The sequence below is a fragment of the Bradyrhizobium elkanii USDA 76 genome, assembly GCF_023278185.1.
GTDB classification, from domain to species: Bacteria; Pseudomonadota; Alphaproteobacteria; order Rhizobiales; family Xanthobacteraceae; genus Bradyrhizobium; species Bradyrhizobium elkanii.
This window is the reverse complement of record NZ_CP066357.1, coordinates 330,232-348,466: the sequence shown is the minus strand read 5'-3', so window position 1 is coordinate 348,466 and position 18,235 is coordinate 330,232. Positions and strand designations below refer to the sequence as shown.

Here is an 18,235-nt window from a genome sequence, read left to right as displayed (position 1 = left end):
CGCGTTTTATAGGATTCCCGAATCAATTTTTCAATGATTCATGGGTGGTCGGCTCTTGGAGGGCTGACCATGCCGGGATGGGAAGACGAACTCGAACGCTGGCTGATGCCGTTCTTGGACCGGCTGGGTCATAAGACCCGGCAGCGGATGTGTCCTCTGTATGTTGCGGGATTGATCGGTCCTGGCGATCGCAAGAGCGTTCAGCCGATGGCGGAACGCCTTGCCACGAGCAACTACGACCAGTTGCACCATTTCATTGCGGACGGTGTCTGGGACGCGACGCCGCTGGAGACAGAACTGCTCAATCAGGCGGACCGACTTGTCGGCGGCAGGGATGCGGTGCTGGTTATTGATGACACCTCACTGCCGAAGAAGGGTGAGCGATCGGTCGGTGTTGCGGCGCAATACGCATCGGCTCTCGGTAAAACTGCAAATTGCCAAACGCTGGTGTCTTTAACGCTTGCGCGCGGCGAAGTGCCAGTGATGGTCGCGTTACGTCTCTTTCTGCCTGACAGCTGGACAAGCGACATGCCCCGTTTGAAGCGCGCTCGCGTGCCAGTCGAACACCGAACGCCACGGTCCAAGCCGGAGATCGCTTTGGCCGAGATTGACCGCGCGATGGCAGCCAACATGCGCTTTGGATGTGTGCTGGCGGATGCAGGATACGGCCTCAGCGCACCGTTTCGACAAGGGCTAACAGAGCGCGGGCTGGCCTGGGCGGTCGGTATCCCTCGGCACCAGAAAGTGTATCCCGTCGATGTGAAGCTCATTTGGCCGATCACCAAAGTCCGTGGCAAACCACGAAAGCACCACGTGCCCGATATCTTATCGATTGCGGCAGAACAAATGCTGGCCAGCGCCAAATGGAAAACCGTGAGTTGGCGTAGCGGGACGAAAGGTCGGCTCAAAGCCCGATTTGCTGCTCTCCGTGTCCGCACCGCCGACGGCCCTCCGCAGCGGATATGGGATAAAGGTCAGCAGCATCTCCCAGGCGACGAAGCCTGGCTCATTGGCGAGCAACGTGCCTCCGGGGAGAGGAAATACTATCTCGCCAATCTTCCGGCGACGACGGATCTGCGCACGCTGGCCGCCACCATCAAGGCACGGTGGATTTGTGAGCAGGCGCATCAACAGTTGAAGGAGGAGCTTGGACTTGATCACTTCGAAGGGCGATCATGGCAAGGTCTTCATCGCCACGCCCTTATGACAATGATTGCCTACGCCTTCCTGCAACATCGTCGCCTCGCATACGCGGGGCGGAAAAAAAAGAATCAACGGGCCTCCGCCTCAACCAACCATGCCCGCCGTACGCCACGCCATCGTCGATCTCATCCTTCGGCCGCCGCCTCAGCAATGCCCATATTGCCGAAAGCAAATCCTTGAAAAACAGCGGCCAAAACACATTCTGTTCGCGGTAGGGACACCCATCACTGGGCGCCCCCCGCGCAGATCCCGGCGAGCCCAATTAAGGCACCGGGCTCCTACCTCGGGTGTTTGACGGCGAAGCGCAGCTTCGGCCATGGATGAAGGATGCGAGCCTTGGGAAGCCAGTCGTCGGTGATCTGCGTTATGCGATCCCAGGTCAGACAGGTCCGCTGACTGCGCCGCCGAAGCGTACGCCTCCAGAGATCGGTCAGGTAGAACCGAAACGCATTGAGCGCTCGGCCATTCGTCGGAACAGCAAAGTACGCAAAGTGGCCGGTCAAGACCTGCCTCAGCCATCTCCCCTGTGCAGGGATCGGCCAGTGCATTCGGCGCCTCAGCTCCTCCTTGATTTCGCGGAGTTTGGTTCGCATGCGGTCGCCACGGGTCTTCCGTTGAAGCTGGAAGCGCCCTCGGCGTGATTTGCCGCAGATAAACGTGAACCCCATGAACGCAAAGGTTTCCGGCTTTCCGAGTCCGCGCTGCTTGCGTTGAGCCGCCGCATGGCGACCAAACTCAATCAGGCGGGTCTTGGCCGGATGGAGCGTCAGCTCGAACTCCTCCAGTCTCGCGCGCATCGCGTCAAGGAAACGACGTGCGTCATCCTCGCGCTCAAAGCCGACTACTACATCGTCCGCGTAACGCACGATGATCATGCCGCCGGAGACCTCGCGCTGTCGCCAGCGTTTGGCCCACAGGTCGAGAGCGTAGTGCAGGTAGATGTTGCCAAGGAGCGGTGAAATCACCGAACCTTGACCCGTTCCCCTGTCATCAGCGGTTACGACGCCGTCTTCGAGAATACCCGCCTTCAGCCATTTCTGAATGAGGCGGATGATGCGCTTGTCGCCGATCCTATGTTCCAAGAAGCGAACCAGCCAAGGTTGACTGACTGCGCCAAAGAAATTTTGGATGTCGGCGTCAATGATCCAGTTCACCTGCCGCGTCTCGATCGCTGTGCAGAGCGCGTCCAACGCATCATGTGGTCCTCTGCCGGGCCGAAACCCGTAGGAAAAGCCACAGAAGTCTCCTTCGTAGATGGCGTTGAGCACGATGACGGTGGCCCCCTGGACGATTTTGTCTTCGAGAGCCGCGATCGCTAACGGACGCTGCTTGCCGTCTGCTTTTGGTATGTACGTCCGGCGAGACGGTTGCGGGCGGTACGTTCCTCGTTGGACCCGTTTGTGCAGATCGGCGAGCCGGGGCTCGAGATCTTCCTCGTAGTCCTGCCACGTCATGCCATCCACTCCGGGAGCAGCCCTACGCCTGAGCGCAAAGAACGCCGCCCGCAGTGTATCGACATTGATGTGGTGAAAGAGCGCGGTGAACCGGTCCTTCTTCCTCAGCCTTGCGGCTGTCCGTACGCGGTCCAGCGACTGGGTCATGCGAGCCCGGCCCTGTGTCCGGTGCATGCGCTGCTGTTCCGCGTTTCCCTTGGTCCCCGGCCTTGGCTCCGCCCACTCCGCCGCCAGTAATCCAGCTTTGTTCGTCGGCTTCTCAGCTACTATGCCAGAGTCAGACTTCTCCGTGTCATGCATCAGCGGCTACGGCTCCTCGCCTTCCCGCTGCGGACCACCTCCTCCGAGGAGGAAGATGGCCGACCCGGAGATATCCCGGTTCCCGTACAAGGAGCTTCCATGCATGCCAGGGTCTACGACCACGCCGGGTTGGACGGGTGCTCGCAATTGCGCACTCATCCATGTTGCCTTCCGCTCTTTGGACAGCGTCGGCTCCCGAGATAACACTGTTTCGCGGCTCAATGGCTGGCCTGCATGCTCCCCTACCGACGCTTCGCCGACACCCTCGCGGACGCCTGCGCACGGCTCGGGGCCGATGTGGTTCGCTACACCTTCATCGCAATGGACTTTCACCATCTCCTCCTTGCCGGTCTCCCGGCGCACCCAAAGTAGTGCTAGTACCTCTGCACAGAGATTATGACTCTTTGGCAGTATCTGGGTAGGCGCGTCCCATTTTAGCGCGAGCCCTGTCTGTTCTGAACATCCATTTGATGCGAGCGCGTGCTGCGTTTCTCTGCCGTTCCCAGGCGGAGATTTCGTGGCGCAGCCGCTTTGGGTCGTCGATCCTGCGGTCGAGGCACTGTCCCCGCAAGACGCCGATCTCGATCTCGACCATATTGAGCCAGCTTGCGTGCTTGGGGGTGTAGTGGAACTCGATCCGCCGCAGGATACGCCGTGCTTCAGCGGGCGGGAACGTCTGATACAGGGCGCCGGCTGAGTGGGTCGATAGATTGTCCTGAACGACGCGGATGATCTCGGCATCGGGATAATGGATGTCGACGAGTTCCCGCATGCATTGGGCATAGTCTTTCGCCGTTCGCCGCTCGGTTAGCTTGACCTTCCGCCATGGGCGATGCACGTCGAGGAGAACGAACAGGTTGACCGTTCCATTGCGCCGATATTCGTAGTCGTAACGTTCGAGCCGATCTGGCTTTGGCGGTGACCTTGCCCCCATATGTGGAACGGCCCGCGAGGCAAGAGCTTTTTCAGTCGATTTCACACATTGGAACGGTGCGGTCATATGTCCGGCCTTTGCGCGCGGCACAATATGGCCGCTGGCCTCGATGAGATCCGCGGAACGAGGAGCTAAATCAAGTTTACGCGCTTGAGCGCATTGGGGGCAGTAGCTTCACTCGTTTCGGGATTTCGTCCCATGGGTTCATCGCCTGTTGTTGCACCTCGCCCTCTGCCGGCCTGCGCCGGTCAGATCGTTTTGGCGGTCACTGCGTCACCGCGGCAATCGCCAATGGGTCGGGACGCCGATAAATTCCGCCCTTGTTCAGGAGCGCCCAGATGATCCGCGCCGTCTTATTGGCCTGCGCGACGGCGGCAACCTTGAAGGGGCGTCTGGCGAGAAGCGCCTTCAGCCACGGCCGCGCCCGAACGTCGTTTCGGACAAGCCGCAAGACGGCCGTTGCCCCGACAACGAGGAGAGAGCGGAGTTCTGGATTTCCCATCTTCGATATTCGTCCCAACCGCTCTTTGCCTCCGCTTGAATGAGGCCGCGGCGTCAATCCCAGCCAGGCGGCAAAGTGGCGAGCCGACTTGAACCCGCCGGGATCCGGCACAAGCGCTTTGATGGTCGCCGCCGTAATGGCGCCGACGCCAGGGATCGTGGTCAACCGACGCATGTCCTCGTCGTGCTTGGCCTCCGCGACGATTGCGCGCTCGAGCCTCTCGATCTGGTCGGCTGAAGCTTCAATCTCGTCGGCAATAGCCATCAGCGCGAAGCGCGCTGCTGCGGGCAGGCGTGCATCTGTCTCATCCCGTATGATTGCGACCAGCGCCTCAACCTTTGCCAGGCCGGCGGTGGCGATGATCCCCAATTCTGCCAGATGCGCGCGCAACGCGTTGACCGACTGCGTTCGCTGCCGCACTAGAAGAGCGCGGGTCTTCAGCACCATCGCGGCAGCCTGTTGCTCAGCCGTCTTAATCGGCACGAAGCGCATGGTCTTTCGGGTCACCGCTTCGCTGATGGCCTCAGCGTCCGCCGCATCCGTCTTGCCACGCTTGACGAAGGGTTTGACATAAGCCGGCGGAATGAGCCGGACCTCATGACCGAGAGCTGCGATCTCGCGCGCCCAATAGTGGGCGCTACCGCATGCTTCCATCCCCACCAGGCATGCTGGCAGCTTCTCAAAGAAACGCAGAACTTCGCTGCGCCGTAGCTTCCGGTTGAACACGGGTGAGCCCTCGGCATCCGCCCCGTGAACCTGGAAAACGTGCTTGGCCAGATCCAGCCCGATGGTGATAACCTGTTTCACGGAACGGTCCCTCCTTTGTGGCGTTCGAACAACGACCACGTTCTAGCACTTTGATGCTGTTGGAGCGGGCCGTTCCACCACATCAAGTTTTATCCAATTCTGAGTTCGCCCTTGCCGTTGGATTTGCCCGGTTGGGCGGTGGCAGCGACGGGGGCTGGCGCGGAGCCTTCAGCATAGCGCAGCGCCAGATCCCGGCGCGGGTGGCAGGTCATCGCGAACTCGGACGGGGTTCTCCATCCGAGCTGCGAGTGTGGTCTTCTGTCGTTGTAATCGGCCCGCCAGTATCCAAGTGTGACGCGGGCCTGGGCCAGTGACGTGAACAACGTCTCGTTCAACAGCTCATCCCGCAGCCGGCCGTTGATGGGGAAGACGGCCCCGCTCCCTCGGCGCCGGCGATATACTGGCGATGGACGAACCCGCTAACAGGAGCAATTCACCATGGAAATCGCGACAATTGGGTTGGATATTTCGAAGCACGTATTTCACATCCATGCAGTTGATGGCCAAGGCCAAGTGGCCGGTCGCCAACGCCTCCGGCGAGGCGAGATCGTGTCGTTCTTCTCCTCGCTCGCACCTTGCCTAGTCGGCATTGAGGCCTGTGCGACTGCTCACCACTGGGCGCGGGAGATTCGGCAGTTTGGACACGATGTGAGATTGATCCCGCCAGCCTATGTTAAACCCTACCTACGAAGAGGAGCCAAGAATGACGCCGCTGACGCGGCCGCGATCTGCGAAGCGGTCACCCGTCCCAATATGCGGTTCGTTCCAATCAAGAGCGTTGAGAACCAGGGCTTCTTGATGCTTCATCGTGCAAGAGGCTTGTTGGTCCGCCAACGAACCATGACAGCCTGCGCGATTCGGGCTCACTTTGCTGAGTTCGGAATCATTGTCGGGCAAGGCCGGCAACGGGTGGATGGTCTGGTGGACTTGTTGGATGACGAGGAACTGACGCTACCGGCCCACGCCCGTATCGCACTAGCCGTCCTTGTGAACCAACTGAAGGAATTGGACCGGCAGGTCGAGGCCATCGAGCGCGAGATAGCTCAGATCCAGCGAGTAAATCCGATGGCGAAGTTGCTGTCCACAATTCCCGGGATCGGTCCCATAACGGCCACGGCTCTCGCCGCGACCGTACCGGACGCAACAATGTTCCGCTCCGGGCGGGAGTTCGCGGCCTGGCTTGGCCTGACGCCTAAGCAGAATTCCACCGGCGGGAAGGATCGGCTCGGCCGGATTACGAAACAGGGCGATTCCTATCTCAGGCACTTGCTTGTCATCGGGGCACGTAACGTCGTTCGGTACCCAAAGGCTCGCTCCCGGGTTGGAGGCGGCTGGATCGAAGCCCTGCTTGAACGGCGTCGGCCGATGGTCGTCGCCATCGCCGTTGCCAACAAGTTGGCCCGGATCGTCTGGGCTCTGACGACCGGGGAATTCTATCGGCCTAAGCTCGCGGCCTGACTTTCCGCGTATGTTGGCCACCTTATGGTGTGAGGGCAAATGACAGCATGATGGACACCGGCGGAGCTGGGGATCGAGCAAGCCCGAAGAGCTTTAAGCGCAACAAGCGCGACCCGTTGATGAGGCCTCGATCCGCGATCTCCATCAGGGCCAGCGGCCATGGCATCGGTCGCACTAACAGGCCGGATACATGAACGCACCCGACCGGAATCCAAAGTGCTGCTGAAATCCCTTGCATCCGCGGGGCCGCTCTCGATGAAGGCGTTCTGCATGGGCTTGCCCGGCGCGATGTAGTGCCATGCGACATGGCTGTGATCCGCCCATGCAAGAATGGCGTTGCTGGTGAGTTCGCTGCCGTTGAAGCCGTGCGCGATGCGATCACGCGCACCGTCATCACCTTACCCGAAGAACTGCGTCGATCGCTGACTTGGGATCAGGGAGCCGAAATGGCTCAGCACGATCGTCTCAAGATCGATGCGGGTATCCAGGTCTACTTCTGCGACCCGCAAAGCCCTTGGCAGCGCGGCACTAACGAGAACACCAACGGGTTGCTGCGGCAGTACTTCCCGAAAGGCACAGACCTGAGCATCCACAGCGCCGACGAAATATCCGCTGTGGCGGCGGCCCTCAATGCCCGACCGAGAAAGACACTAGGCTGGAAAACGCCAGCGGAGGCGCTTGACGAACTGCTGTCATGAGTGAAAATAATTGGTGTTGCGACGACCGATTGAATCCGCCCAAATACGTATCCATTAAGTACACCGAGCGCCTGGCTGAAGCTGGCGTCGAGCCCTCTGTCGGCAGTGTCGGAGATTCCTATGACAACGCTCGCGCCGAAACCATCAACGGTCTCTACAAGGCCGAGGTGATCCATCGGCGCGGGCTATGGCGCAGCTTCGAGGCCGTCGAGTTCGCCACTCTCGAATGGGTCGATTGGTTCAAAAACCGACGGCTCCTGGAGCCCAAACATCCCGCCGGCCGAAGCCGAGCAACGCTACTACGCAATGCTGGAACAATCGGCCATGGCGGCATAACTTAAACCAAATTGCCTCCGGCAAACCCGGGGCGGTACAATGTGCATCTTCGAACCAATGTCGATGGCTGCGGCCCCAGAGTTGACCGGCTTCAACTCCGGGCGGTTAGAGCCGGCTCCGCAAATTTGAACAGGGCGATAAGTGGAGTTTTTGCCTGAAAGCGGCGATGATTGCCGCGAACAGGAGAGACCATGAACAGACCACCGCGCCGGAATCACAGCCCGGCCTTCAAGGCGAAGGTGGCGCTTGCCGCCGTCAAGGGCGATCGGACGCTGGCCCAATTGGCCGAGCATTTCGACGTCCACACCAATCAGGTGACGGCCTGGAAAGCCCAGCTTGAGGGCGGGGCTTCTGACGTGTTCGGCACGGGGAGCCCCGCGACGGCGGTGCCCGCGGTCGATGTGAAGTCGCTGCACGCCAAGATCGGAGAACTTACGCTGGAGAACGATTCCTAAGAAACAGCATCGCCGACGTTCGGCTCCAAGGGCTGGAGAACGAAGCCGAATGCCTTGGCACGCCGATGCAAATTGTTGACCACTCGCGTCCGGTAGCGCGTCTCGTACGACGAGGCCCCGGGATCGACATAGTCCATTCCGTATCGCACAGCATTGTAGAACAGAACTGCGATCTTGCGGGCCGTGGCGGTCACTGCCTTCGCCTTACCGATGCGCGATGAAAGTCGCCTGTAAAAGGCGCCGAGCGCAGTATTGGTGCGTCCGACGGTGACGGCAGCAAGGCGCAGAAGCGCCGCCGCCCGGCCGCCGGATCGGCACGTTCGGGACGAGAGCCTTTTGCCGCCGGAGACCTTGTTGCTCGGCGCCAGTCCTAGCCAGGAGGTAAAATGCTTTGCACTTGGCCACGAGGAGAGGTCGTCACCGCATTCAGCGATCAGCTTCAGCGAGAGGTAAGGACCGAGGCCGTCGATCGTGGTGATGTCTTTTCCCAGCAACGCGAATAGCGCCTCGCGGACGTCGAAAGCTAGAGCGTTCCGACGCAGCGAGGCCGGCGGTGCTGGTCCATGACCACGACCGCGATGGTTGCTCAGTTCCTTCAACACGGCTTCGATCCGGGCGTCGCAGGCAGATGCCTTCTCGTGGTAGGTGTCGTAAAGCGCAAGTGCCTGCTCGAGCGCAAACAGATGCTCGGCGCGGTAGCTCCCGGTGAGCGCCTTCGCAATCGTCTCGGCACTGGAGTGGCAACTGTAATGGCGCAAGCACGCCAGCGCCTCGGGATCGCGCTCGCCGGCAAGGATCGCGCGTATGATACGCAGGCCGGTCGCGCCGGTGATGTCGGCGACGACGTGGTGGAGCTGAAGATTCATCTCCGTCAAGGCCTTCTGCATATGCTGGATGTGTGAGGCCGCGTACTCCAGCAGACGCTCGCGCTGACGCACGTAGGCTCGCAGCTCGGCAATCTGCCCTTTGGGCTGAAAGCTGGCCCGCAGCAACCCGAATGAATGGAGCCGCTGCAGCCATTGCGCGTCGCTGACATCGGTCTTACGCCCCGGCACGTGCTTGGCATCGCGCGCGTTGACAAGAAACACCGTAAATCCCCGGGCATCGAGAAGCTCGAAAATTGGAATCCAGTAGACGCTGGTCGATTCCATGACGACGGTCTCGACGCCGCATTCCGTAAACCAGTCGACCAGCCGATGCAGATCGGCCGTGAAGGTACCGAAACTGTGGACTGGCTCCGGTGCGCGATCTGCCCTAACGGCCGCCATATGCATGGTGGCGCCAACGTCGATGGCAGCCGCGTTCGGGTGCACCATCGGCATCTTACCGCCGTCCTTCGACTTCGATCTTTTGGGATTCATCTGTAGCTCCTCCTGACTCCGGCGGAAGGGCTGGGCTGCGCAATTCATTCAAATTCCTAAACGGGATCGCCGAGATGGCGTCACCACTCTCAAGTGCGCAACAGCCCATGGACCAGGTTTTTTGACGGGGTCACGTGCCACCAAAATCGTATCGGCCGCTCCCTTCCGGCCGCAGTCTAGCGGTTGCCCGTTTCTATCCCACAGGGGGCGCGCAGCGCCGCGCTCAGTTTTTTAGAAGGAGCGCTCACCAAGGCGGGATTGCTGAGCGCAAAGCGATGATCGACCGTGAGCACGATCTGCCGATTACGAAACAGGCGGAAGTTTTGAAGATCAGCCGCGGCAGCGTCTATTACCTGCCGCGCCCGGTATCAGTCGCCGATCTGGCGATCATGCAACGGCTCGATCGGCTGCACCTGGAGTATCCCTTCGCCCCTTCGCGGATGTTGCGAGGCTTGCTGGCTTTGCAGGGGTGCAAGATCGGCCGCCGGCATGTGAAGACGCTGATGCGGCGGATGGGGATAGAGGCGCTCTATCGCCGTCCGCGCACCACCAAGCCCGAGCCCGGCCGTAAGATCCATCCGTATCTGCTGCGCGGCATCGTGATCACGCGACCGAACCAAGTCTGGGCCATGGACATCACGTACATTCCGATGGCGCGCGGCTTCGTCTATCTCGCTGTCGTGCTCGACTGGGCAACCCGCCGGGTTTTGTCCTGACGGTTGTCGATCACGATGGAGGCGGCGCTCTGCGTCGAGACCCTGGAAGATGCTCTCGCTCGTCATGGCAGGCCTGACATCTTCAACACGGACCAAGGCTCGCAATTTACCGGCTCGGCCTTCACCGGCCTGCTCGCCAGCAATGGCATCGCCATCAGCATGGACGGCAAAGGGGCCTGGCGGGACAACGTGTTCGTCGAGCGGCTGTGGCGCAGCGTCAAGTACGAGGAAGTGTATCTGCGGGCCTACGAAAGCGTCAGCGAGGCCCGTAACTCGATCGGCCGATACCTCGATTTCTACAATGGCCGCCGACCGCACCAAAGCCTTGACGACGCCACACCAGATCAAGCCTACTTCAACAAGCCGCCAGTCCGCTTGGCGGCCTAACCCCGGCAGAGGCTCCACTTATCGCCCTGTTCAAATTTGCGGAGCCGGCTCTGAGAACGGTTGCGCCCACATAGGCGGCACATTGTCTGCAGCAATTCTATTCGGCCATCTTTCGACTGTTTGAAAAAGGGCGTCTTCCAACTCTCCCGGAAACCCGCGATCACCCGCCAAGCGCACAGAGGCTGCTCCGTCAACACCGAGCGAGACGGCACCACCGAGGCGCGCCATCGCGTCGGCGGGCGCGACGCCGGAGCCGAGGCGGCAGTTGGATTGCAGGCAATGCGCCATCCCGGTACCGGTGCTTGCGAGAATGTGCACCTCCTTCTCGTCGAGATGGACCAGATGCGCAAACCGACGGCGGCCCACTTCAATCGAACTGTCTACGAGCGGCTGAAGCCCAGTGAGTCCTACGTCATCGTGGCCGACGCGGCCGCCGTCGGGGCGGGCACGAGCGACGCCCAGTCTCTGCATCGGATTGAGTCTGCATCCGTTCGCGAGGAGGTGGAGGTGGCCGGCTTCGTACTGGACGCGGAAAGCACCATGCTCGCGAACAAGGACGATCCGCACTCGATCAAGGTGCTCGATCCCTCGACGAAGGGCGAGACCGATCGCTTCGCCTATCGGTTCGTGAAGCCCTGACAGGTCCCCGGCGCCGATTTCATGTCGACCTCCCCACGGGGGCAAACAAGCCCCTCGAAGACATCGACGCAACTCTGCTTGCCGCCCGAAGTCGGCTTTGGATGGACTCGTCTGGTAGGTCCGCGCGACAATGGCGGCGAGGCCTCTGAAGTTTCATAATGACGGCCTCGCATGCTCTCAGACCTTGTACGCATTGAATCTTCGTCCCTGCCACTCGCGTCACAATCACATATGGGGCGGGGGAATGCCGGTCGAGCTGACGTTGAATACAGACAACGGTCAGCAGAAGTCAGTGCGGTCGGGCGGGGACAGGATTCAAGCTTCTATGAACCGAAGGGACTAAAGCGTTTCCACGGCCCCGTCGCCGGCTTCAGCGTTCTCGTTCCTGAATTCTAACACGCTCGCTATTCTGGTTATGGTGAGCGTCACCTTTTTCGCGTCCGGATCGGTCTTGGTCTTGAGCGGGTTCGAAGATTGACGCTCGATGAAACGAACGCCCCTGCTGTAGGTGTTTTGCAATCCGATCTCGGGCCGCTGCGACGATGCTATGACGGGCGCGCTTATCATCGGGAAATGCCCGTTCTAAAGCCTTCTCAATGACTACGAGTTGTGATTGCGCTGCGGCGAGGTCGGGATCACGTGCGGCTGTCTTTCGATCTGCCGCACGGAATTTCTCTGCCGTCACCCGCCAACGGTTGCGCGGCACCTGCCGTCGTTCGATACGCGCACTCCCGCTCGCGGCGTCTATGACTTTGATGTCTTTGGCGACGCGGTCGACACCATCCCTGCGCACCTGGATGCGATCGCCGGGTCTTGCCCTGCTATCGGCGGTTGCCTGTTCCAGCCCGACGCCCCACACTTGATGTTGCCGAGAGCTGGCCCCGCAAATTCGGACAGTAGCTTGAGTGGATTTTCTGCCTGACAGCGGCGAGGATTCTTGCTGCGAATCAGGAGCGAAGATGACGAAGAAGAGCCGCCGGACGCATTCTCCGGCATTCAAGGCGAAGGTTGCTTTGGCTGCGGTCAAAGGCGACAAGACACTGGCGGAGCTGGCGCAACTGTTTGATGTTCATCCGAACCAGATCACGATCTGGAAAAACCAGCTCCTGGAAGGCGCCGCCGGCGTGTTTGGGCATGACAAGACATCGGCCGAGACGCCGGTCGATTTGAAGGCGTTGCATGCCAAGATCGGCGAGCTGGCGTTGGAAAACGATTTTTTGTCCGGCGCGCTCACCAAGGCGGGCCTGCTGAGCGCAAAGCGATGATCGACCGCGGTCATGATCTTTCTATCGTGCGCCAGGCGAAGGTCCTGAAGCTGGCTCGCAGCACGGTCTACTATGAACCTCGGCCAGTTTCGGCCGAGGACCTTGCCTTGATGCGTCGGCTCGATGAGCTGCATCTCGATTATCCCTTCGCGGGAGCGCGTATGCTGCGATCGTTGCTGCGGCGGGAGGGGGTATACGCCGGTCGCCGCCACATCGCGACGCTGATGAAGCGCATGGGGATCGAGGCGGTCTATCGTCGCCCGAACACGAGCAAGCCGGCTCCGGGTCACAAGATCTACCCGTACCTGTTGCGCGGATTGAAGATCGAGCGGCCCGACCATGCGTGGGCAATGGACATCACCTACATTCCGATGCGGCGTGGCTTCGTCTATCTCGCGGCGGTCGTCGATGTGTTCAGCCGACGGGTCCTGGCCCATCGCGTCTCGATCACAATGGAGGCGGCCTTCTGCGTCGAAGCGGTCCAGGAGGCGTTGGCGAAGCACGGCAGGCCCGCGATTTTCAACACGGACCAGGGCAGCCAGTTCACCAGCCTCGAGTTCACCGATGTGCTGCTGGACGCGAAGATCGCCATCAGCATGGACGGCAAGGGCGCCTGGCGCGACAACGTGTTTGTCGAGCGGCTCTGGCGCACGGTCAAATACGAAGAAGTTTATCTCCGCGCCTACGACAGCGTGTCCGAGGCGCGAGCGTCAATTGCCAAGTATCTGGCCTTCTACAATCAGGGACGCCCTCACTCGAGCCTTGACGGGCGCACGCCCGACGAGGCTTACTTCGGCACGCAAGCTATGGTGATGGCCGCATGACCGTCGCCGACGATTTTGTCGTCGCTCTGGTCGGGCTACGCCCTCCCGACGCAACGACAAAATCGTAAAGCCCCGCGTTCAGCATAACCCGGCAGGAATCCACTTAAATCCAGCGGGGCGCTGTCCAAACAACCGGGGCCAGCTCTCCGACCGTTGTCAAGCTCGATGACTATGTAGGCGGATGTCTCGGCATCGTCACGATTGCGATAGGGTGCCCGGCTGACCTCGATCAATTGTCCTGAGACACCTCTGTCGTAGTCAAGTCGCTCCCCGCGCCGGTCTTTGTCAGAACCCGAACGAACCTCCACCTCGTGCGTATGTCGATGTGTTCGGTCCAAGGCTTCCTGCCGATCGGAGAGTGCCTGCCGATCGAGAACAGTCGGCTGATAACCCTGGACTTCGATACCGCGCGCGCCGGCTTCAAGCCAGGCCTCGCGCCGGAATTCCACGGAGCCGCGGACGTGGAGAGCGTCCCACTGTCGATGTTGCGCTACATTGACCATGTCGCGGATGACCTCGGCGGCGGCCAGCCGCGTGACCAGCCGATCTTCTGTGACCTTGAATGCGAGATACTCGCCCCGTTCATCCGCGTACAACCGCGCTTCGCCGTCCGGCCCTTCTTTGCCGGGCTCGTTGGCCACTACATAGTATTTGCGGCGGATACGATCAGGCAATGGGTTGTGCTGGACCGTCGCAGCGTCTGGCTTGTCGCTCGGCGCTGAGTTGGCTGCTGAGTCCTCCCCTCCCCGGTCCGCGTCGGGACCGCGCCCCGTGCGATGTTGCCGGCTAAGGCTGAAGTCCCAGCTTTCGTCACGCGTGTCGTTCATGCTGCGGCTCGTTTTTCTTGCGGCCGGACCGTCGCGCCGGCGGGATGGTCTGGGCATCGATGTAGTTCAGGGTCCAGGCCTTCATGTCGTCTTCGGAGAGACCTTCGAGGTCGACATTCACGTCACCAAAGTCGAAGGAGGCATTGTCGGGAATCGTGGCGGGGTCGGCCACCTCGTCGTCGGTCATGGGCCGAGCCCGGAATACGGCGCGAAGCTCGGCAATCTCGGAGCGCAGCTCCTTGAGTTCGGCGTCGAGCAGTGCATTTGAGCGCCCTTTGGGCAATTCCGGGACCGGGGCCGGCAGCAATCGCTGCAGGAACGCCTTGTCCTCGTAATAGATGATCTTGTCGGCAATGATGGGTGGAATACCCGCGCCGAGGATAAAGGCCTTGGATTTCGGAAGAAGTTTCAGCTCTTGCGGCAGCATCAGAGCGCGACGATGCTCGGACACCGTCTCGCTGGTTGCGCGCATCGCCAGCCCCTTTGGCCCACTGCGACTGCGCGCGTTCACGGTCTCGTAGCCGATGCGCTCCGAAAGCTCATTTGCCACGTCCTGCTCCTTCGGAGCAAACACGACCTCGACAGCGTGATTGGTCATGAAGTTGCGCGCGGCATCAATCCCGTAGATGGCGCGTAGCTGCGCCGGGCTCTGGACCACCGTGAGAAGGCGGATGCCGTACCCGGCGATGAAAGCGACCGATTTTGCCAGCACATTGACATTGCCGAGCGCCGGGAATTCGTCGAGCAAGAGCAGCACCTTGCGAGTGAGCTTGGAATTTTGCTCTGGAAGTTCGCGGGTGTTGAGATCAACCACCTGCTGAAAGAAAAGGTTCAGAAGCGGCGCCATGCGGTCGAGATTATCTGGCGTCACCCCGAGATAGATCGACATGGGCTCTTTGCGTAGCTTCCGCAGGTCAAAATCATTGGTCGAGGTTGCGGTATCGATGCGGGGATTGAGCCAGAGGCCGAGCCGTGCCGTCACGGTCTTGCGGACCGAGTTCAGCGTGTTCTCGGAGGCCGCGAGAAAATCATTCAGCGCCGTGATGCAGTGCCGCGACAGCGGGGAAGGACCCGCCTTGCGGTCGGCGATGATCGTGTCGAAGTGGGCTTTGAGATCCTGCGTCGCCGACAACTGGCGTAGGATCTCTCCGATCGTCAATGGTAAGCCCGGCGTTTCCGAGATATAGCCGCCGATCGCCACGAAGGATGAACGAGCCGCCTCGTACCAAAAAGGATCCCCGCGACTCTCGGCCGGAAACAGCATCACCGCAATGCGCTGTAGGTCGTCATACAGGTCGGTGGGATCACTGCGCACATACCCCAGCGGATTGTAACGCGCAGTGCGACCGTTCTCGTCGAGCGGATCGAACAGATGGACCTCCTGCCCGTGCGCGGCGCGGAAGCCGGCCGAGCGATCCCAGTTCTCCTTCTTCACGTCCAGCGCAACAACCGAGTCCGGCCAGTTGAGCAAGTTCGGAATGACATAGCCGACTCCCTTCCCGGCCCGGGTTGGGGCATAGAGGAGGACATGTTCCGATCCGCCGAAGCAGAGCATTTTTCCGTCTTTGCGGCCGAGCAGCAGTCCGTCCTTGGATCGTAGGCCGGCGGCCCTGATCTCTCGCTCGGAGGCGAAACGGGCTTTGCCATGAAGTGGAAGCGGACGGTGCCGGAGGATAGCGCCTAGCAGGCCAAAGACCACAATCAGACCAGCGAGCGTCGACAGAGTCAGCCAGCGGTCGAAGCGGGGGGCGGCGCCATAGCGCGGCCAGCCTGTGGCGATCTCCGACCAGTGAAAGCCGCCATCGTGGAGCCTGAGCCCGAGCAGCAGAACGTTCGAGGCAACCAGCAGGAAGACCGCGCCGGCGCCGAACGCAAGCGCGGTGCCGAGGGCAGTCTTAGCGGGCGTGGTCGCGTTTGCGATCGGGGTCATAGTAGATTTCCGAAATGCGATACTGGCCATTGCGCTTCTGCATCTGGACGACCACGTCGACGAGATGCAGCAAAAGCGAACGGATATCGTCGCGATGAAGGTCCCGTCCCTCCGCACTCTCCTTGACCAGCAACGTCATCTGTTCGAAGGCGAGGCGAGCGCTGTCAGCGTGAACCGTCGTGATCGATCCCGGGTGCCCCGAATTCACGTTCCTGAGATAGAAGAAGGCGGTGCCGTCACGTAATTCTTGCAGCAGGATGCGGTCGGGCCGCATCCGCAAGGACGATTCCAGGAGTTCGCGGGGGCCGATCTTGGCCACACCCTGTCCATCCTTGGCATAGAGCAGCCGAACGCTATTCTGATGCGGGATGACGAGCTCGGCGGTGTCTTCAATGGTGATCAGCCGCTCATGCGCCGGGATCGCCGCAATCAGTGCCTTGGACAGAGTGGTTTTGCCGGAACCCGTCGCCCCCGAGATCAGGATATTGCGGCGGGTGCTTACCGCAAGTTCAAGGAACTCCCGCCAGTGGCCGGCTTCTTTCAGCGCGAGCAGTCGATGCTCGTCGGCATCCAGCTCGTCACTGGCGGAGCGGACCTCATCGAATAACTTTGCCCGCTCAAGAGCGTCCAGGTTCATGGTCAGTATCGAGGGCTTGCGGATCGTGAGACTGATCATGCCAGCGGAGACGGCCGGCGGTACCACGATCTGACAGCGCTCGTCACCGATCAGGCTGGTCGAGACCACCGGGTACTCGGGCCCTATATCTTGGCGGGTGTGACTGGCGGCTGCGGTTGCAAGGTGTGAGAGGTAAGTTTGCGTGAGGGCAGCTAGCTCATGCCGGGTCCATCCGTCGGGTCCTTCCACGAAAACCTCGCCTGGTCGGTTGACGACGATTTCGGTGAGGGTGTTGTCCGCCAGGTACGGCGCCAGCGGCTCAAGGTAGCGCGCCAGCACCAGCCGCCCGCCCTCGCGTTCGATGGATGCACCTGCGCTCATTTCGTCACCACAGCCGGGCCCACAATGCTTCCGGGGAGGGTGCGGTCGAGAATCTGGGTGCGGCTTTCGATCCGCTTGAGTTGGTAGACCGACGAGAAATCGAGGTCGCGCGCGACGAAGATATTCACGAGCTCACCCTGGTTCTTGTTCAACGTCGGCGGGATGTTGATGGACTGCTCGACCGCGATGCCGGCGGCGGTGTTTGTCGCACCAGGGGTGTTGTTGATCTGAATCGAGCCATCTTGCAATTGCTGGCGCCCGATGGAGGAGGCATCTCCAACGATCGACAGCAACAGCGCCGAACCGAAGCGCTCCCAGAAATGCCTGTCGACCTCGCCGTCGAAGCCGGCGCGGCCGAGCGCATCTGCGGCAGGCGAGGCCAGGGCCACGATCACTCCCGTCGGCGTCTTGGCGCGAGCCCAAAGCACAAACATCCGTTTGGAGCCGCGCCGGACATTGCCACGATATTCCCCGACCACTTGCGTGCCCTTTTCCATGAGCACCACGTTGCCGGAATCCGACATCACGTCGCGCAGCACGACGCAGGAGACGAAGCCCGCCACGTCCGACGACATCGCGGTCTCCAGCACGCAAGGGATCGACGTGCCCTGGGTGACCAGAAGATTGCGATTGGCAAGCCGGGCCGCGCGCACGCCTTCGATCGGCGTGGGTTTCAGCTTGTCCGCAAGCTCGTTGCGTGGCTCGGCCAGCCCAAAATCATAGGGATCGATGGGGACGCTTCCGGTCGGGCCATTATGGGGCGGACGCCCCGACGCGACCGGCCGGTTGTAGGCGAGCACCGGCGCGCGCCGTGCGCTTTCGAGCATCTGGTCCGCGGCCGGCACGGCGGCCGCAGGTGTGGCAGCAATGGGTGCGACCGGAATGGACGCGGTGGTGATCGGTGCGGCAGGTGGCTCCGCGGCGGGCTCGAAGGCTGCCGCCTGGCGGATCATGAGCTTGCGGGCGGAATCAGCGACAGGCTTGTCGCTTTTCCAGGTCCCCCAGATGATTAGAAAAGCGAATGCGGTGAGCGCGAGCGCGCCGAAGCCGCGTTTGAGCATCGCTGTTCGACCATTGTCCCCCCCTCCCACCGGGGTAATGCCACGTTCGCCGGCAAGCGTCTCATTCTCATGCTCGGTCAT

At 61.1% G+C, this 18,235-nt stretch carries 12 protein-coding genes and 8 pseudogenes; 8 read left to right on the top strand and 12 right to left on the bottom strand.

Annotation, left to right across the window (positions count from 1 at the left end):
- Positions 1–33 precede the first annotated feature (33 nt).
- Positions 34–1,383, top strand: coding sequence for an IS701-like element ISBj6 family transposase (locus JEY66_RS44755; RefSeq protein ID WP_018273862.1), 1,350 nt, complete (start codon positions 34–36; stop codon positions 1,381–1,383).
- 98 nt (positions 1,384–1,481) lie between these two features.
- Here JEY66_RS44755 and ltrA read toward each other — a convergent pair whose 3' ends face one another.
- The 4 genes and pseudogenes from ltrA to JEY66_RS44735 form a co-directional block, all read right to left on the bottom strand.
- Entirely contained in the window at positions 1,482–2,957 is a 1,476-nt protein-coding gene (gene ltrA, locus JEY66_RS44750; protein ID WP_011084718.1) for a group II intron reverse transcriptase/maturase, read from the bottom strand.
- A 394-nt stretch (positions 2,958–3,351) separates the two neighbouring features.
- Positions 3,352–3,876, bottom strand: a pseudogene (locus JEY66_RS44745) (IS630 family transposase); the annotation flags it as partial.
- Between the two features lie 280 nt (positions 3,877–4,156).
- Positions 4,157–5,200 (bottom strand): IS110 family RNA-guided transposase, encoded by a 1,044-nt coding sequence (locus JEY66_RS44740; RefSeq protein ID WP_018273859.1) that lies wholly within the window; start codon positions 5,198–5,200, stop codon positions 4,157–4,159.
- A gap of 89 nt (positions 5,201–5,289) precedes the next feature.
- Positions 5,290–5,559 (bottom strand): annotated as a pseudogene (locus JEY66_RS44735) (integrase core domain-containing protein); the annotation flags it as partial.
- Between the two features lie 79 nt (positions 5,560–5,638).
- On the opposite strand from JEY66_RS44735, the gene JEY66_RS44730 reads away from it, so the two are divergent.
- Positions 5,639–6,658, top strand: coding sequence for an IS110 family RNA-guided transposase (locus JEY66_RS44730; protein ID WP_018273858.1), 1,020 nt, complete (start codon positions 5,639–5,641; stop codon positions 6,656–6,658).
- A gap of 227 nt (positions 6,659–6,885) precedes the next feature.
- Here JEY66_RS44730 and JEY66_RS44725 read toward each other — a convergent pair.
- A pseudogene (locus JEY66_RS44725) lies at positions 6,886–7,017 on the bottom strand (integrase core domain-containing protein); the annotation flags it as partial.
- Here JEY66_RS44725 and JEY66_RS44720 point away from each other — a divergent pair.
- The 3 pseudogenes from JEY66_RS44720 to JEY66_RS44710 all read left to right on the top strand — a co-directional run.
- Positions 7,018–7,356 (top strand): annotated as a pseudogene (locus JEY66_RS44720) (IS30 family transposase); the annotation flags it as partial.
- Positions 7,357–7,397: 41 nt separating this feature from the next.
- Positions 7,398–7,692: pseudogene (locus JEY66_RS44715) on the top strand (integrase core domain-containing protein); the annotation flags it as partial.
- Between the two features lie 191 nt (positions 7,693–7,883).
- Positions 7,884–8,141, top strand: a pseudogene (locus JEY66_RS44710) (transposase); the annotation flags it as partial.
- A 2-nt stretch (positions 8,142–8,143) separates the two neighbouring features.
- Here the strand turns inward: JEY66_RS44710 and JEY66_RS44705 are convergent.
- Positions 8,144–9,508, bottom strand: coding sequence for an IS110 family RNA-guided transposase (locus tag JEY66_RS44705; RefSeq protein WP_018273855.1), 1,365 nt, complete (start codon positions 9,506–9,508; stop codon positions 8,144–8,146).
- Positions 9,509–9,735: 227 nt separating this feature from the next.
- On the opposite strand from JEY66_RS44705, the pseudogene JEY66_RS44700 reads away from it, so the two are divergent.
- Positions 9,736–10,611: pseudogene (locus JEY66_RS44700) on the top strand (IS3 family transposase); the annotation flags it as partial.
- Positions 10,612–10,641: 30 nt separating this feature from the next.
- Here JEY66_RS44700 and JEY66_RS44695 read toward each other — a convergent pair.
- Complete coding sequence (locus JEY66_RS44695) at positions 10,642–10,929, bottom strand: hypothetical protein (protein ID WP_390894018.1); 288 nt, start codon at positions 10,927–10,929, stop codon at positions 10,642–10,644.
- Between the two features lie 27 nt (positions 10,930–10,956).
- Here JEY66_RS44695 and JEY66_RS44690 point away from each other — a divergent pair.
- Positions 10,957–11,250: pseudogene (locus tag JEY66_RS44690) on the top strand (class I SAM-dependent methyltransferase); the annotation flags it as partial.
- 339 nt (positions 11,251–11,589) lie between these two features.
- Here the strand turns inward: JEY66_RS44690 and JEY66_RS44685 are convergent.
- Positions 11,590–11,769, bottom strand: a complete 180-nt coding sequence (locus tag JEY66_RS44685) for a hypothetical protein (protein WP_209911823.1) — start codon at positions 11,767–11,769, stop codon at positions 11,590–11,592.
- A 440-nt stretch (positions 11,770–12,209) separates the two neighbouring features.
- Between JEY66_RS44685 and JEY66_RS44680 the strand changes: the two genes are divergently transcribed.
- Positions 12,210–13,339 (top strand): IS3-like element ISRj2 family transposase gene (locus tag JEY66_RS44680; protein WP_109866565.1). Its coding sequence is split into 2 segments (ribosomal slippage): positions 12,210–12,462 and positions 12,462–13,339, totalling 1,131 coding nucleotides; the frame shifts between segments, so codons are not numbered across the junction.
- A 35-nt stretch (positions 13,340–13,374) separates the two neighbouring features.
- Here the strand turns inward: JEY66_RS44680 and JEY66_RS44675 are convergent.
- The 4 genes from JEY66_RS44675 to virB10 are packed head-to-tail and all read right to left on the bottom strand — an operon-like array spanning position 13,375 to position 18,235.
- The gene (locus JEY66_RS44675; protein ID WP_209911821.1) at positions 13,375–14,166 is read right to left on the bottom strand and encodes an LPD7 domain-containing protein; all 792 of its coding nucleotides are present in this window, start codon (positions 14,164–14,166) and stop codon (positions 13,375–13,377) included.
- Positions 14,150–16,096 carry a type IV secretory system conjugative DNA transfer family protein gene (locus JEY66_RS44670; protein ID WP_209911818.1) on the bottom strand — a complete coding sequence of 649 codons (1,947 nt, stop codon included), beginning with the start codon at positions 16,094–16,096 and terminating at the stop codon, positions 14,150–14,152. Before JEY66_RS44670 ends, JEY66_RS44675 begins: the two co-directional genes overlap by 17 nt.
- The gene (gene virB11 / locus JEY66_RS44665) at positions 16,062–17,093 is read right to left on the bottom strand and encodes a P-type DNA transfer ATPase VirB11 (RefSeq protein WP_018273651.1); all 1,032 of its coding nucleotides are present in this window, start codon (positions 17,091–17,093) and stop codon (positions 16,062–16,064) included. The genes JEY66_RS44670 and virB11 overlap by 35 nt, the downstream gene beginning before the upstream one ends.
- Positions 17,090–18,235 (bottom strand): type IV secretion system protein VirB10, encoded by a 1,146-nt coding sequence (gene virB10 / locus JEY66_RS44660; protein WP_026193368.1) that lies wholly within the window; start codon positions 18,233–18,235, stop codon positions 17,090–17,092. Before virB10 ends, virB11 begins: the two co-directional genes overlap by 4 nt.